Annotated in this window: 14 protein-coding genes; 12 read left to right on the forward strand and 2 right to left on the reverse strand. The window is 60.8% G+C overall.

What is annotated here, in order from left to right:
• Positions 1-51: 51 nt before the first annotated feature.
• Positions 52-1,323, reverse strand: a complete 1,272-nt coding sequence (locus AC1RKI_RS16735; RefSeq protein ID WP_020924943.1) for an IS4-like element ISPa45 family transposase — start codon at positions 1,321-1,323, stop codon at positions 52-54.
• 493 nt (positions 1,324-1,816) lie between these two features.
• Between AC1RKI_RS16735 and uvrB the strand changes: the two genes are divergently transcribed.
• On the forward strand, positions 1,817-3,793 hold the full coding sequence (gene uvrB / locus AC1RKI_RS16740; RefSeq protein ID WP_020924944.1) for an excinuclease ABC subunit UvrB: 1,977 nt from the start codon (positions 1,817-1,819) through the stop codon (positions 3,791-3,793).
• A gap of 150 nt (positions 3,794-3,943) precedes the next feature.
• Here uvrB and AC1RKI_RS16745 read toward each other — a convergent pair whose 3' ends face one another.
• A complete protein-coding gene (locus AC1RKI_RS16745; protein WP_020924945.1) occupies positions 3,944-4,849 on the reverse strand; it encodes a LysR family transcriptional regulator in 906 nt (301 codons plus the stop codon).
• Positions 4,850-5,003: 154 nt separating this feature from the next.
• Here AC1RKI_RS16745 and AC1RKI_RS16750 point away from each other — a divergent pair, with 154 nt between their 5' ends.
• The 11 genes from AC1RKI_RS16750 to nhaA all read left to right on the forward strand — a co-directional run bounded on the left by AC1RKI_RS16750 (position 5,004) and on the right by nhaA (position 16,092).
• Entirely contained in the window at positions 5,004-5,411 is a 408-nt protein-coding gene (locus AC1RKI_RS16750; protein ID WP_017514126.1) for a ketosteroid isomerase-related protein, read from the forward strand.
• 1 nt (position 5,412) lies between these two features.
• Positions 5,413-6,021, forward strand: coding sequence for a GNAT family N-acetyltransferase (locus AC1RKI_RS16755; protein WP_007182546.1), 609 nt, complete (start codon positions 5,413-5,415; stop codon positions 6,019-6,021).
• Entirely contained in the window at positions 6,018-6,908 is an 891-nt protein-coding gene (locus AC1RKI_RS16760) for a carbon-nitrogen hydrolase family protein (RefSeq protein ID WP_007182547.1), read from the forward strand. The genes AC1RKI_RS16755 and AC1RKI_RS16760 overlap by 4 nt, the downstream gene beginning before the upstream one ends.
• A 282-nt stretch (positions 6,909-7,190) precedes the next feature.
• Entirely contained in the window at positions 7,191-7,466 is a 276-nt protein-coding gene (gene frmR, locus AC1RKI_RS16765) for a formaldehyde-responsive transcriptional repressor FrmR (RefSeq protein WP_007182548.1), read from the forward strand.
• Positions 7,467-7,525: 59 nt separating this feature from the next.
• Complete coding sequence (locus AC1RKI_RS16770; protein WP_007182549.1) at positions 7,526-8,635, forward strand: S-(hydroxymethyl)glutathione dehydrogenase/class III alcohol dehydrogenase; 1,110 nt, start codon at positions 7,526-7,528, stop codon at positions 8,633-8,635.
• Between the two features lie 43 nt (positions 8,636-8,678).
• The gene (locus tag AC1RKI_RS16775; protein ID WP_017514589.1) at positions 8,679-9,077 is read left to right on the forward strand and encodes a VOC family protein; all 399 of its coding nucleotides are present in this window, start codon (positions 8,679-8,681) and stop codon (positions 9,075-9,077) included.
• Between the two features lie 182 nt (positions 9,078-9,259).
• Entirely contained in the window at positions 9,260-10,594 is a 1,335-nt protein-coding gene (locus tag AC1RKI_RS16780) for a DUF3422 family protein (protein ID WP_023106334.1), read from the forward strand.
• 58 nt (positions 10,595-10,652) lie between these two features.
• Positions 10,653-11,483: an S-formylglutathione hydrolase gene (gene fghA, locus AC1RKI_RS16785; protein ID WP_011871465.1), complete on the forward strand. Its 831-nt coding sequence runs from the start codon at positions 10,653-10,655 to the stop codon at positions 11,481-11,483.
• A 16-nt stretch (positions 11,484-11,499) separates the two neighbouring features.
• Positions 11,500-12,807, forward strand: coding sequence for an NAD(P)/FAD-dependent oxidoreductase (locus AC1RKI_RS16790; RefSeq protein ID WP_011871464.1), 1,308 nt, complete (start codon positions 11,500-11,502; stop codon positions 12,805-12,807).
• 51 nt (positions 12,808-12,858) lie between these two features.
• Positions 12,859-14,172: a replication-associated recombination protein A gene (locus AC1RKI_RS16795; RefSeq protein WP_023106336.1), complete on the forward strand. Its 1,314-nt coding sequence runs from the start codon at positions 12,859-12,861 to the stop codon at positions 14,170-14,172.
• Between the two features lie 54 nt (positions 14,173-14,226).
• Complete coding sequence (nhaA, locus tag AC1RKI_RS16800) at positions 14,227-16,092, forward strand: Na+/H+ antiporter NhaA (RefSeq protein WP_011871462.1); 1,866 nt, start codon at positions 14,227-14,229, stop codon at positions 16,090-16,092.
• The last annotated feature ends 25 nt before the right edge of the window (positions 16,093-16,117 follow it).

A 16,117-nucleotide genomic window follows, 5' to 3' on the forward strand; every position in this document is an offset into this window, starting at 1 on the left:
GGCCGCTGTCTGGCCAGCTTTTTTGCGGTGCAGTTCGGGTGCTGCTTGTTCTTAGCGCGTCGGTTTGTAGCCCTCGCAGCCGCGACTGGCCAGGCGCATACGCTGGCGCGGGAAGCTGCGGCCCGGGCGCACAGCGCTGAGGCTGTTGGCCATCAACTCCATCACGTTGGCCAGCCCCTGCACACCGGGGCGTACCAGCAGGTCGACCAGGGTGTTCTTGAGGCGTGACACCCCTTGGGTGAAGTTGACCTTCCAGCGCAGCTTGCGGCCTTTGTGGCGCTGCTCGATGACCGGTTGCAGCAGATGTTGCATCAGCAGCGCTAGGTTTTTCAGCAGTTGCCCGGCATGAAAGTCCTGCTTCACGGCCGTCACGCTACGGCCGCTAAAGTTGTCGAGGCAGAGGGTCTGCTTGAGGCGGCGGTAGTCCGTTTCGATGCCCCAGCGGCGGTGGTAAAGATCCGCGAACACCTCGGCCGGGAAGGCCTGTCGATCCAGCAGGGAGGTCAGCAGCACTTCGCTTTCACCGCTGGCTAGCTCGACCCGGATCAGGCGCAATTCGACCCGGCCCGCGGGATCGACGCCGGCCTCGGTACAGAACAGGCGCGCCTCGGGATGACTGGCAGAGAAGAACTGCGTGTCTTCTGTCTGCCCCGAGCGGAGAAACTGTTTGACCTGCGCGTTGTAGCCACACGGCAGGCGCATCAGGAAATGTCGCCGGTGCTGCTCGAACAGCGCAAACAGCCAGTGTCCGGGGTAGCCGCGATCAAACAACGTCAGGCTGTCAGCGGGCAGATGCTCGAGGTGCAGATGGGCGCAATCGCGCTCGCCGACTGCGGATGGCACGATCAGGCTGTGTAGCGTCTGGCCGTCGGCGACGTCGTAGAGCATGGACAGACGGGCAACGGGAAACTCGCTATGGCAGCCGAAAAAGCGCGTCATGACCGACTCCAGCGGTAAATGGACGGTCGAGCCGTCCACGGCGAGTACCCGTAACCCGCGCCACGTCTGGCGCAGCCCGAGGCTGTCGAGCTGTTGCTGAAGGGTTTGGTTGAGGCTCTCGAAGACCTCGGGCTTGAGCTTGCCGCGCGCCTTGCTGAAGGCCTGCGCGGTGACCACCTGGGTCTCGGCCGAGGCCTGGTTGAGCACGCGATAGAACTGATCGAGCTCGGTTTGCAGGGCGGTGCGTGGCTGATTGAGCAAAAACAGGACGAGGTTCTTGAAGGTCAGTTGGCGTCGGCGGGTAAAGTCGTGAGGGCGCTGGCGGTGGGTATCGATGAAGTCGGGACAATCGAGCTGACTGGTTATTTTTTGTACAATTTTCAAGCCAGGGTTTGCTGGGCGGTGTCAAACGGTGTGGAATGAGGGGCCAAAAGGGTTTCTCCTATGCGCTGAATTTAGCGCTAATTATATGATATTTATAGGAAAAATTCCTTAAGTTGATGACATTGACGTAGCTCCACGTTTCCAACGCCTCGTCTGGAGGGCTGAGAGAGACAAAGGCGCGTATCGGCGGGAGCCGGCGCCACACATTGGGCGTACAGAGCAACCTCGCCCGCCACGGCTCGATGTCAGCGCTCAACGAGGCGAGTGGCTCCAGGTGCATTGGCAGACGGGCCGCTGGCTGACGTCGTGGCGATCGGCGGATATGCACTGGGAAGCCCGCCCATGTGCTGGGCTATCATGTTGGCGACGCCTACGCCCAGGTGGGGCGCGGCAGGATCGCCGTCATTTACACCCCAGTTTGGTACTGCTATAGGTCTTCTGGAATAGCCGATACATCAGGACAAATTGAAGTAGCTCAATTAGGAGATATCTAATGTCAACCGGTATGTTTATTCTGCACTCCAACTATACGCCGGCGGGGGACCAGCCAGAGGCGATAGCGCGCCTGCTGTCGGACATAGAAGAAGGTGCGACGCACCAGACGCTGAAAGGTATCACCGGCTCAGGTAAGACCTTCACCATGGCCAATGTGATTCATCGTCTGAAGCGGCCTACGTTGATCTTGGCTCCTAACAAGACGTTGACCGCGCAGCTTTATGGTGAAATGAAGCACTTCTTTCCTGAGAACGCGGTCGAGTACTTCGTTTCCTACTACGATTATTTTCAGCCCGAAATCTATATGCCGGGCACCGATCGTTTCATTCCAAAGGACTCGGCCATCAATGACCACCTTGAGCGCCTGCGCCTGTCCACGACCAAATCCTTGATTGAGCGTCGTGACGTGATCGTCGTCGCTTCGGTGTCTTCAATCTACGGCCTGGGTGATCCAGATGCATACCGAGCGCTACAGATCGCTCTGTCCCCTGGGGTCAAACTAAACCAGAGAGAGCTAATTCGTCGCTTGGCTTTGCTGCAATATGATCGCACGGAGCGCACTCTCAAGCGTGCAACGTTCCGCGTCCAAGGTGATGTGATTGACATTTTCCCCGCTGATTCCGAGTACAGGGCGGTTCGGGTGGAACTGTTGGATGACACTGTTGCGTCTGTCCAATGGATGGACCCTGTTACCGGCAAGACGTTGGGAGAGATAGACCATTATTTGGTTTCGCCAAAAACGCTTTTCGCGCCGCCCACGAACAAAATAGATTCTGCATCCAAAAAGATACTCGCTGATATGGAAGAGCGGGTTGCCGAGCTGAACAGGAATAATCGCTTGGTCGAGGCAATCAGGCTGTACGAGCGGATCACGCATGACGTGGAAATGATGCGCGAGGTCGGCTATTGCTCGGGGATGGAGAATTATTCCTGCTACTTCAGCGACCGAGACGCAGCTTCTCCTCCGATCACGTTGCTGGATTATTTGCCGAAAGACGGGCTGCTGTTCGTCGATGAATCTCATGTCATGGTGCCACAGATATCCGCAATGTACCGGGGGGATCAGGCGCGCAAGGACACGCTGATCGATTACGGGTTCCGTTTGCCTTCATCGAAGAACAACCGGCCATTGAACTTTGACGAGTTCGAGAAGGTCAAGCCTCAGACCATCTTTGTTTCCGCTACTCCGGGCGACTACGAGCTGAGGGTGTCGAAAGGCAGGGTTGTCGAACAGGTTATCAGGCCAACGGGACTGCTTGACCCCAAGGTTGAAGTGCGGAAAGCGGATGGATACATAGATGACCTGCTTGCCGAAATATCGAAGTGCGTGAAGAGAAAGAATCGAGTGCTTGTGACTACGCTGACGAAGGTCAGTGCAGAAGAGCTAACGGATTTCTTGACGGACAACGGGATTCGAGCGCGCTACATGCATTCGGACATAAAAGCGGAGGATCGTGTTGAGATCATCAATGGCCTGCGCGCAGGAGAGTTCGATGTTTTGATTGGGATTAGTCTTTTGCGCGAAGGGCTGGATATTCCAGAGGCATCATTGGTTGCCATTCTCGATGCAGACCGTGCAGGGTTCTTGCGTTCGGCCCATGCGCTCATTCAGATGATCGGTCGAGTCGCTCGGAATGAAAACGGCAAGGCGATCTTGTACGCCGACGCGGTGACGCCGGCGATGAAGCAGGCGATCGATGAGACCAATAGGCGCAGGCAGCTTCAAATTGCCTTTAACGAGGAAAATGGGATTTCTCCAGCCTCGTCTGTGCGAAAACTAGCAGGGGAAGAGACGAATACGGAGGAGCCCACCGTTCATTCCGAGGCTTTCTGCGAGAACTTGTCCGACCTTTGCGATCAGATCACTGCCAAGGAACAGCAGCTACTCGAATTTACCGATACCGGTGACGAGCAGCGCGTCGAAGACATTCGTCGTCAGTTGGATGGGTTGTACCGGCAATTCATTTACATCTAATCGTTCGCCGGCATTGGGTTGCATGGCCGACCGATCTGCATCTGGGGCAAGCGGGCAGACGGTCGGTTCATCATTCAACCGGAGGGGTGAGCCGCCGAGGCTCAGTGCCCCGCTTTCCAAGATGTGTGCCCTACAGCGTCTTGCGACGTGTCAGCGCAAAGCTGGCAACGATCCAACGGCGACCAGCATTTCATCAAATACCGCTCGAACCCTTCCCGGAATGGGGCCACGCTGAGGCCGATAGACGTACAACCCCCATGCCGGAGGTTCTTCGTTCTCCAGCACTCGCACGAGCTTCCCGCTGGCAATGTAGGGGGCGGCCATGTAGTCCGCCAGTTGCGCGAACGCGATCCCGGCCAGCGCCGCTCCCATTTCCATGTCGGCATTGTCGGCGACGAGAGTGGGTGCGGTAGGTGTCCACTGGCGTCCCGCCTTGAAGTGCCAAGGCCAGGGACGGCCGGTATTGATATCCAAGGCCACGGTAACTGGCAGGCTGCTTAGCGCATCGATGTTTGCAGGTACGCCCACTTTCTTGATCAGGCGCGGAGCGGCAACGATGGGGAGTCTCATGTCGGCGGCCTTGCGTGCGACGAAGCGGCTATCGCGCATGAATCCGACCCTGATCCCGACGTCAATCCCTTCGTCAACCGTATTGCTGATGCGATCGGACAGGCGCACATCCAGCGTGATGCCGGGATGACGCGCGGCCACGCGCTCCAGTGCCGGTAGCACCGCTCTGGTGCCCAAGCTGTGCGGTGCGGTGATGCGAACCGTACCGGACAGAGAGGCCTGCTGGTCGGAGCTAGGCGTTCGCCACAGATCCTCGAACCGCTCCAATGCGGGGCGCACTTGGTCTAGCAGCCCTTCGCCGAAGGCGGTGATGCGCACCTGGCGCGTGCTTCGATGAAACAACACCTCGCCGTAGTGTTGCTCCAGTTGCTGGATGGCACGGGTTACACCTTGCGGAGAAGTCCCCAGCCGGACGGCCGCATCGCGAAAACTGCTGCTTTCGGCCGCCACCCGAAAGATGCGCAGTAGTTCCATTTCTTTGTTCATGACGCACGCCTCATGGCCGGTTTCGCTGCTCGTTAATTGTTCCAGATTGTGGAATTATAAAATCGCAACAATTCCATATACAAGGAGAGCGCGGTTGCCCAGACTGACAACACCCCGGAATGCTCCGCTCCGAACAACCCAACAAGGAACGCGAATGAACGCTGCGACTCTCATCACTGCCTACTACGACGCCTTCAACCGCGGCGACCGCGAGGCCATGCTGTCAATGTTGACCGATGACGTCGCGCACGACTTGAACCAGGGCGCTCGTGAGGTCGGTCGCGAAGCCTTCCGCGCCTTCCTGCAGCGCATGGACCGCTGCTATGGCGAGCAACTGCGCGGGATCGTGGTGATGGTCAGCGCCGACGGCCTGCGTGCAGGCGCGGAGTACGTGGTGCATGGCGAATACAAGGTGACGGACGACGGGCTGCCGGAAGCCCAGGGCCAGCGCTACGTGCTGCCGGGCGGCGCGTTCTTCGAGATCCGCGATGGCAAGATCGCTCGTGTCACCAACTACTACAACCTCGGCGACTGGATCGCACAGGTTGGAGGGGACGCCTGAAATGACCAGCGACGTGCAGGTGCTGGTTCGTCGTGGCCCGGACATTGCCGAATGGTTCGATGCCGTGGCAGGCCTGCGGGCGAGCGTCTTCCGCAGCTTTCCTTACCTGTACGAGGGCGACACCGAATACGAGAAGCACTACCTCGCCATGTACGCCCGTTCGGCAGACAGCCTGCTGGTACTCGCGCTCGCTGATGATGTGGTCGTGGGTGCGTCCACGGGGTTGCCGCTCGGCGATGCGGAGCCGGCCTTCCATGTGCCGTTCGCCGATCGAGGAATCCCGGTGGAGGCAGTGTTTTACTGTGGCGAATCAGTCCTGCTCCCGGCCTTCCGGGGCCTTGGCCTGGGCCATCGCTTCTTTGACGAGCGCGAAGCGCATGCCCGTTCGTTGGGCGGCATGCAGTGGGCATCGTTCGCGTCGGTGGATCGTGCAGACGACGATCTCCGGCGTCCTTCCAACTACCGCAGTAATGACCCCTTCTGGACCCGTCGCGGCTACGTGCGGCAGTCGGACATGAAGGTTACGCTGCCCTGGAAGCAGGTGGGTGAGCCGAGCGAAACCGAGCAGACGCTCACGATGTGGCTGCACTCCCTGGAGAACGCGAAATGAAAGTAGCAGTTGCGAAATACTCAGTGGGTCAGCCCGCGGGCTTCGAGGCATTTGCTGCGCGGCAGCGGCTGGTTCTGGAGGAGGCGCGCCGTGGCGGGGCGGAACTGGCCGTGTTGCCCGAGTATCTATCCCTCGAACTGGCTGCAACGTTCGAGCCTGGCATCCGCCATGATTTCAACGCCTCTCTGGCCGCGCTGCAGGCCTTGCAGCCTGCGTGGCTGGCACTGTATGCCGACCTGTCGCGCGAGTTGTGCATGACCATTCAGGCCGGTACGTTTTTGACCCAGGTTGGATTGGACCGCTACCGCAACCGGGCTTGGTGGTTTGCGCCTGACGGCACACGCGACTACCAAGACAAATTGCAGTTGACGGGGTTCGAGAAAGACGCCGGCGTCATCGAGGGTGGCGACGAACTGAAGGTGTTCGATTTGAAAGGCGTGCGTGCCGGCATCGCTGTTTGCTATGACAGTGAGTTTCCATTGCCCGTGCGAGCCCAGCGAGAGGCGGGAGTGCGCCTGCTGCTGGTCCCGAGCTGTACCGACACCCAAGCAGGTGCAACCCGGGTCCGTGTGGGCTGCATGGCGCGGGCACTGGAGAACCGAATGTTCATCGCGCAGGCCGTGACGACCGGAGCTGCTGACTGGAGCCCGGCGCTGGACACGAATACTGGCGAGGCCACGATCTATGCACCCATGGATCGCGGATTCCCGGAGGATGGCATTCTCGCGACGACTTGCGGCACGCAGACATGGGCGATTGCTGATCTGGACGTTGAAGCCCTCGAACGAAACCAGGAACAGGCCCAGGTTGCGGTCGATCGTGACTGGGACGGCCAGATGTTGCCTGCACTGAGGAAGGCTCGGTACTCGGGTCGTCAGGTCGCCTAGCCGGTCTCATCTTGATAGCTTCAGCTCGATGAGTTGGCTTAGATAGGCCATATCTATCTGCGCATAGATTTTTCCAGTTTGACCGGTTTTGAACTTGCCCCGATGCTGTCGATACATGCAAGAAATATTCATTGATTTGAATGTTTTGCGCTTCTTGGGAACAAATCTGTACTAGCCTGTAATAGTGCTCGAAGAGCACAGAATTTGTGGCGAAGTTCGGCCGCATATACTATGGTGGAGTATTGTATAATGCGGCGGTGTACCCAAGTAGAGAGGTGTTCGATGCCACACAGCCCGGAAGAAAAGAAGCAAGCCCTGACGCGCATCCGGCGCATCAAAGGTCAGGTAGCGACTCTTGAGCAAGCGCTCGATGCAGGTGCGGAATGCCCTGCAATTCTTCAGCAGCTTGCGGCCGTTCGTGGGGCAGTCAACGGATTGATGGCAACCGTTCTGGAGAGCTATCTGCGGGAAGAGTTTCCCAGTAGCGAAATCAGGAGCGATTCGCAGAACAAGTCCATTGACGAGACCATCTCTATCGTCCGCTCCTATCTGCGGTAGAGGCACCAGGGTGCCCTCGGTGAGGGCAAATTTAGTTAGCTAGTAAAGGAAGCGACATCATGAAATCACGTGCAGCAGTTGCCTTCGGGCCAGGAAAGCCGCTGGAAATCGTCGAGATCGACGTCGAGCCGCCGCGCAAGGGCGAGGTGCTCATCAAGATCACGAACACCGGCGTTTGCCATACCGACGCCTTCACCCTGTCGGGCGACGACCCCGAAGGTCTCTTCCCGGTCGTGCTGGGTCATGAAGGTGCGGGTATCGTCGTGGAGGTGGGTGAAGGTGTGACCAGCGTGAAGCCTGGCGATCACGTCATTCCCCTCTATACCGCCGAGTGCGGCGAGTGCCTGTTCTGCAAGTCCGGCAAGACCAACCTGTGTGTCGCGGTGCGCGCCACCCAGGGCAAGGGCGTGATGCCCGATGGCACCACCCGCTTCAGCTACAACGGCCAGCCGATCTACCACTACATGGGCTGCTCGACCTTCAGCGAATACACGGTGGTGGCCGAAGTCTCGCTGGCCAAGATCAACCCGGACGCCAATCCCGAGCATGTCTGCCTGCTGGGTTGCGGTGTGACCACCGGCATCGGCGCTGTTCACAACACGGCCAAGGTTCAGCCGGGTGACTCTGTGGCCATCTTCGGCCTCGGCGGCATCGGGCTCGCTGCGATTCAGGGGGCACGCCAGGCCAAGGCAGGTCGCATCATCGCCATCGACACCAATCCAGCGAAGTTCGAGCTGGCTCGTACCTTCGGCGCGACCGAATGCCTCAACCCGAAGGACTTCGACAAGCCGATTCACGAGGTTCTCATCGAGATGACCGGTTGGGGTGTCGATCACACCTTCGAGTGCATCGGCAACGTCAACGTGATGCGCTCGGCACTAGAAGCAGCACATCGTGGCTGGGGCCAGTCGATCGTCATCGGCGTGGCTGGTGCAGGCAAGGAAATTTCGACGCGCCCGTTCCAGTTGATCACCGGTCGCACCTGGAAGGGCTCGGCTTTCGGCGGGGTCAAGGGCCGCACTCAACTTCCCGGCATGGTGGAGGACGCAATGAAAGGCGAGATCGATCTCGCCCCGTTCGTCACCCACACCATGGGCCTCGACGACATCAACAAGGCCTTCGACCTGATGCATGAAGGCAAGTCGATTCGCACGGTGATCCACTACTGACCGCCCACTACCCATTCAACACCAACCACCAAGGAAATTAATCATGTCCACTCCTGTCATTTCTGGCGATGGCATCTTTTCGCACATTTTTATCGGCGCTGCCGACCTTCAGAAGTCGGTCGCGTTCTACGACGCCGCTCTGGGTGCTCTTGGCATCAAGAACCTCGGTCCTTTCAACAACGGATGGGTACTTTTCGGTCGCGAAAAGCCGGCTTTCATCATCGCCCGTCCGGGCAATGGTGAAGCGCCCTCCAGCAACGGCGTGACGATCGGCTTTGCGGCCGCCACTCCCGCCGAAGTGGATGCCTTCCATGCTGCCGGCCTTGCCGCAGGCGGCACCGACGAGGGCCAGCCTGGCGCACGTGGTCACCTGCCGGGTGCCTATGCGGCCTACCTGCGTGATCCGGCGGGCAACAAGGTCTGCTCGTACACCTTCGTCTGAAAGCAAGGAAGCTGAGGGCGTTCTGAAAGGGCCAGCACAAGCCTCTATACGGCGAGCCTATTAGACGGACCGTGTAGAGCGGTGCCTGCTCATGAAGATCGGCCCGCAGCCATGTGCGAAACGCATGGCTGCGGGCATTTGCTTTGAAGCGTGTTTTTCAACCAATGAGAAATGAGGTCGTTATGCAAGAGCCGGCCAACATCAATGCGACGACCGTACAACCCGCCCCGACCGCCACCGTGTACGGCATGCCGGCCTATGCCGATCGTGCTGCGGCCGTGGGTGAAGTGCATGCGCGCCCGCATCTGTTGATTCAGGCCCCCCGCGGCATATTGCAGCTCGCTTTCATGACCGAAGGCGATCAGGCCAGGGATCAGATGGCGATGAGTGAGTTGTCTCATCGCTTCGGCGTTGCCGAGCCCGACCACGCTACGCCGCTTCACGGCATGACATGGGATGAGGGAGACCTGCACTGTGAAAAGCACACCGAGTTCTCAACGTATCTCTGGTGCGCTTCGCTGGATTCCGAGACGGGAGAGCCGTGCGGCGAAAATCCGTTCAAGCATGGATTTGTTCCTCCCGGCCCGGTCGTATCCGGCATCCGTTTGAGACTTCTTCCATGGACGCCGGAAACGGAGAAGGAGGCCGATCGCTTCGATCCTGCCAGCCTGTGCTACTCGCTGGTGGAGAACGGCTCTGCCGCCATCCTCACCGACTTCCGACAGGATGAGGATGGCCTGACGCAGATCCTCGTCCTTGCCCGCGATTTGACCCCGGCGCGGGCGGGTGCGCTGGCTCAACGTCTGCTGGAGATCGAGACCTACCGTACCTTGGCGTTGCTGTCCTTGCCGTTGACGCGGTCGATGACGTCGGAGCTGCGGCGCATGGAGTCGCGCCTTGCGGCGATCACCGACGAGATGTGTACGAGCTTGGTGGAACGGCGCGACAGCGACGTGCTGCTGTCCGAATTGACCGGCCTGGCTGCCGAACTGGAAGCTGGCGTTGCGGCGAATCTCTATCGCTTCGGCGCCAGTCGTGCCTACTACGAGATCGTCGAGGAAAGGCTGGCAGCGCTTTCGGAAGAGGCCGTATCCGGGTACTGCACCTGGGCGGATTTCCTGCAGCGTCGCATCGCTCCCGCCATGCGGACATGCCAATCCGTAAAGGAGCGCCAGACCAAGCTCTCCGACAAGCTGACCCGGGCCATCGCGTTGCTGCGTTCCTGGATCGACGTCGAGCTTGAACGCCAGAACCGCGATCTGCTTGCGTCGATGAACAACCGGGCCAAGATGCAATTGCGCCTTCAGCAAACCGTCGAAGGCCTGTCGGTCGCGGCAATTTCTTATTACGTCGTGAGTCTTCTCGGCTATTTGCTCAAGGGCATTCCGATGGTTCACGACAGCGTGGCGCCGGTGATGGCGGTTCTGGTGCCTGCGGTGATGCTGACGATCTGGTGGATCGTGCGCAGGATCAGACACGCCCACGGCGACACGGCAGCGGAAGAGAAATCTTCCTGACGAGCTGCCGTCCTGGCGCGCGAGAGCTGCGCCGTTCCTTTGAACATAGGAGAACTACATGGAACGCATCGAACATCACGCCAGCTTTGATGGTTGGCAGGACGTTTATCAGCATGAATCCACGACGCTCGGTTGCACGATGAAGGTCGGCGTCTATCTGCCTCCGCAGGCACAGCACGGCAAGGTGCCGGTGCTGTACTGGCTTTCAGGCCTCACCTGCACCGAGCAGAACTTCATCACCAAGGCCGCCGTCCAGCGCTACGCGGCCGAACATGGCATTGCCGTCGTCGCGCCCGATAGCAGTGCTCGCGGCGAAGGCGTTGCCGACGATCCTGCCTATGACCTCGGACAGGGGGCGGGTTTCTACGTCAACGCCACACAGGAACCCTGGGCTGCGAATCATCGGATGTACGACTACGTCGTGCAGGAATTGCCGGCGCTGATCGAGGCCCACTTTCCCGTGACAGCGGAGCGGAGCATCAGCGGCCATTCCATGGGAGGACACGGCGCTCTGGTCATCGCCCTGCGCAACCCGGGCCGTTATCGAAGCGTCTCGGCCTTCTCGCCCATCGTCGCCCCCACCCAGGTTCCCTGGGGGCACAAGGCCTTCGAGGCGTACCTGGGCAGCGATCGGGAAGTGTGGAAGCAGTACGACACCGTGGAGCTGATTCGCACCGTGCAGGAGCGTTTGCCGTTGCTGGTTGATCAGGGCTTGGGCGACGAGTTCCTGGAGAGCCAGCTTCAGCCCGACCTGCTGCGCAAAGCCTGCGACGAGACGGGGCACCCGCTCACGTTGAATCTGCGCCCAGGCTACGACCACAGCTACTACTTCATTGCCAGCTTCATTGGCGAGCATATGGCACACCACGCATCGGCGCTGAAACGCTGAGAGAGGAGATCAGGTCATGACAAAGACCTCCAAAAACCGACATCACGTCGTCATTATCGGAGCGGGCTTCGGCGGGATCGAGGTTGCCAACCAGCTTGCTGGTGTCGAGGTCGATGTGACGATCATCGATCGGCGCAATCATCACCTGTTCCAACCCTTGCTTTACCAGGTCGCAGGTGCGTCACTTTCGACATCCGAGATCGCCTGGCCTATTCGCTATCTCTTCCGAAATCGCCCGGAAGTGAACACCTTGATGGCGGAAGTGGAAGGTATCGACCAGGACGCGCGTCAGGTCATTCTCAACAATGGAATGCGGCAAACCTACGACACGCTCGTGCTCGCGACAGGTGCTACCCATGCCTACTTCGGACACGACGAATGGGGGGCTTTCGCGCCGGGGTTGAAGACGCTGGAAGATGCCACGACCATTCGGGGCCGAATCCTCGCGGCTTTCGAGGAAGCTGAGCGCACGAGCGATCCTCAGCAGCGTGCCGCGCTGCAGACGTTCGTCATCATCGGTGGTGGTCCCACCGGGGTTGAATTGGCCGGAACCATCGCCGAGCTGGCACGAGACACGCTGGCGCGTGACTTCCGCTCGATCGACCCGAGCACATCGCGGGTTGTACTGATCGAGGCTGGCCCGCGTCTGTTGTCGGTCTTTCCAGAGGATCTTTCGGCCTATACGCGCCAGGCACTCGAAAAACTCGGGGTCGAGGTCGTGCTGGGTACTCCGGTCACCGAATGCTCGGCCGACGGCGTGGTGTATGGCGGCAAGCCCCTTTCGGCCAAGACCATCGTCTGGGCCGCCGGAGTCCAGGCGTCTCCCGCGGCTCGCTGGTTGGGCGCTGCGTCTGATCGTGCTGGTCGAGTGGTCGTTGGCCCTGACCTGACGGTGGCCGGTCGCCCGGAGGTCTTCGCCATCGGCGATACAGCCTCGTGCACCATGGCCGATGGGAAGCCCGTGCCGGGCATCGCCCCGGCCGCCAAACAGCAAGGGAAGTACGTCGCTAACCTGATTGGACGGCGTTTGAAGGGCAAGCCCGCTGACGGGCCTTTCAAATACCGGCATCAGGGGAACCTGGCCACCATCGGCCGCAGCCTGGCGGTGATTGACATGGGGCGGGTGAAGCTGCGTGGTGCCTTTGCGTGGTGGATCTGGAAGCTGGCGCACATCTACTTTCTGATCGGCACGCGAAATCGTCTCAGTGTCGCTTTGAGCTGGGTATGGAACCACAGCATCGGCTACCGCGGCTCTCGCATCATCATGCATGCGATTGCCGACAAAGAGCCCACGGCGTTGGATAAATCCGGCTCTCTGGATTGAGGTGCCCACCTTATCGGAACGTCAACTATCAGAAATGCCAGGGAGAGGAACTTGACCGATCTATTCACGACAAAGCCCAAGCCTCCCTTGGCCGAACTCCTGCGGCCCAAGACGCTGGACGAATTCGTCGGGCAACGGCACTTGCTCGGCCCCGGCAAGCCGCTGCGTCTCGCGTTCGAGGCGGGCAAGTTGCACTCGTTCATCCTCTGGGGGCCGCCAGGCGTGGGCAAGACCACCCTAGGGCGCCTGGCCGCCAGTGCGACCGACAGCCGATTCATCGCCATCTCGGCCGTGCTGGCCGGGGTGAAGGACATCCGGCAAGCCATCGACGAGGCCCAGGCCGAACTGGACAACCATGGTCGATCGACGGTGCTTTTCGTCGATGAGATCCATCGCTTCAACAAGGCGCAGCAGGATGCCCTGCTGCCCCATGTCGAGTCGGGGCTCCTGACCCTGGTGGGGGGGACGACCGAGCATCCGGGGTTGGCGGTCAATTCCGCACTGCTCTCGCGCGCGCAGGTCTATACCCTCGAACCGCTGTCCAGCGACGAACTGAACCAACTCTACGAACGCGCACTGCCGCATCTCCAGGGCGTCACGTTGGACGCGGACGCGCTGGATCTGCTCAAGGGCTTTGCCGATGGCGATGGCAGGCGCTTCCTCAATCTGCTTGAGCAGGTGACGAATGCGGCGTCGGGCGCTGGCAAGACCGTGGTCGATGGCCAGTCCGCCAAGCTGTCCACCAGTCCATCGCTGCGCAGGTTCGACAAGGGCGGTGACGAGTTCTACTGGCAGCTCTCAGCCTTCCACAAGTCGCTACGGGGCTCCGACCCTGATGCGGCCCTGTATTGGCTGGCCCGCATCCTTGACGGTAGCGGCGACGTCAGCCAGGTGACCCGCCGCATGGTGGTAGTGGCCAGCGAAGACATCGGCAATGCCGACCCGCAGGCGCTGCAACTGGCGCTCAATGCCGCGCTGGCTTATGAGAGGCTGGGTTCCCCCGAAGGCGAAATACCGATTGCCCACGCGGCGACCTACCTTGCTGCCGCCCCCAAGTCGAACGCTGCCTATGCCGCCTGGAACAAGGCGAAGACCTTCGTCAAGAACAGCGGCTCCCTGCCTGTGCCTCTCCATCTTCGCAATGCGCCGACGAAGCTGATGCAGCAGATGGGGTATCACGAAGGCTACCGCTACGCTCCTGACGAGCCCAACGGCTACGCCGCTGGGCAAAGCTACTTTCCCGAGGGCGTGGCGCGGCCGGGCTGGTATCAGCCAACGGACAGAGGTGTTGAGCGCAGGCTGGGAGAATGGCTTACTTGGCTGCGCTCGCTGGATGATGGGACGCTGCCAGAGGCGGACGCCTGACCGGTCGCCTCCGAAACCTGCCCATCGTGATCTCACAAACTACAGGATAAGCACATGCCAGCCTCTTCTTTTGGTGAGTCCTCGGCGCATATCAGACGGAGACGCGTTGCCCACTATCTACGCACGGAGTCTGGCGCTGCGGTGCTGCTGGTGATCGTCACGGTTGTGGCGCTCGTGTGGGCGAACTCGCCGCTATCTAACGCCTATTTCGAGTTGTGGCACCTAGACGTCGGGTTCAACTTCGGGCCACTGCGCCTACACATGGATCTGCATCACTGGGTCAACGACGGCCTGATGGTCGTCTTCTTCTTCCTGATCGGACTGGAGGTGCGTCAGGAGTTCGCCCACGGATCGCTCCGTGACCGCAGCCGTGCCCGCCTCGCCCTGATCGCGGGGGTCACGGGAGTCGTGCTTCCCGCGCTGGTGTATGTCCTGATCGTGAAACTAGCCGGAAGTGAGGGCCTGCACGGGTGGGGTGCGGTGGTCGGCACCGATACGGCGTTCATGCTGGGCACCTTGGCGATCGTCGGCCCGCGGCTATCGGGTCAGTTGCGCGTGTTCCTGCTCACCCTGACCGTGGTCGATGACTTCCTCGCAGTGTCCATCATCGGCATCGTCTATAGCGAGGAGATCCGGATCGTCCCGTTGCTTATCGCCCTCGCCAGCCTCGTTGGATTGTGGTTGTTGGGGCGCACCCGCCAGTGGCGGGCGACGCCGTATGTGTTGATCGTGATCGTGCTGTGGTTCGCAACCGTGTATTCCGGCATCCATGCCTCCCTCGCCGGGATGGCCGCGGGGCTGCTGATCCCCGCCTATGCGACGCAACGTCACGGGGTCGTTGCGGCAAGACAGTTGTTCCGTGACTTCTGGCAGTCGCCGAGTGCCGCATCGGCCCGCGCGGTGGACTGCGGGCTGTCCCGGGGTATCTCGGTGAACGAGCGATTGCACGAGTTCCTGCGGCTGCCGACGGCGCTGCTGATCGTGCCGATCTTCGCCTTGGCGAACGCCGGGGTGGACGTGCGTGGCGGGCTGCTCGCCGAGGCCTTTGGCTCGCCAGTCACGTGGGGCGTCATCGCAGGGCTCGTGCTCGGCAAGCTCTTGGGCATCGGGCTCACCACGCTCGTCGCCGTCCGTCTCGGCCTGGGCCGGCTGCCCGAGGGCGTCGGGGTGGGGAGCGTGTTCGGTGGGGCGGCGCTGTCCGGGATCGGCTTCACCGTGTCGCTGCTGATCATCGGGCTCGCGTTCGGCACGACCTCCGACCTGGGCCGCCAGGCGACGGTCGGCGTGCTCGTGTCGATGGTGTTCGCCACGTTGCTCGGGTGGCTGATCTTCAAGGTCGCCGCCCAGCGGTGGGGTGAGAAGACCGCTGACCTGCCGATGGTGCTTGAGCCGCCGGTCGATCCGGAGATCGATCACATCCGCGGGCCGGAGGACGCCCAGCTCACACTCGTCGAGTACGTGGACTTCGAGTGCGCGTACTGTGCGCACGCCACCGGTTCGTGGGACGATCTTCGCGCCCACTTCGGTGACGACCTGCGGTATGTGGTGCGCCATCTGCCGCACCACCCGCACGGGCCGATTGCCGCGCGGGCGTCCGAGGCAGCGGCGAACCAGGGGATGTTCTGGCCGTGGCTGGACTTCGTGTTCACCCGTCAGCATGCGCTGGAGCGCGAGCATCTGATCGGCTACGCCGCCGAGCTTGGGCTCGACGTCGAACGGTTCATCGCGGATCTCGACAGCCCTGCGGTGATCGAGCGTGTCGAGCGCGACCTCGCCAGTGCGGTCGCCAGCGGTGCGCACGCCACGCCGACGTTCTTCGTCGAGGGTCGTCGTCTGCGCGGCAGCTACGACGCCCGCACTGTCACCGCAGTGCTCGAAGCCAGCCGCCGCGGCACCCGAACTCAGGAAGTCCCGTCCTGAGCGGGACGAACTACAGGATAAAAAC

The sequence above is a fragment of the Cupriavidus sp. GW822-FHT06G04 genome, from assembly GCF_058799075.1.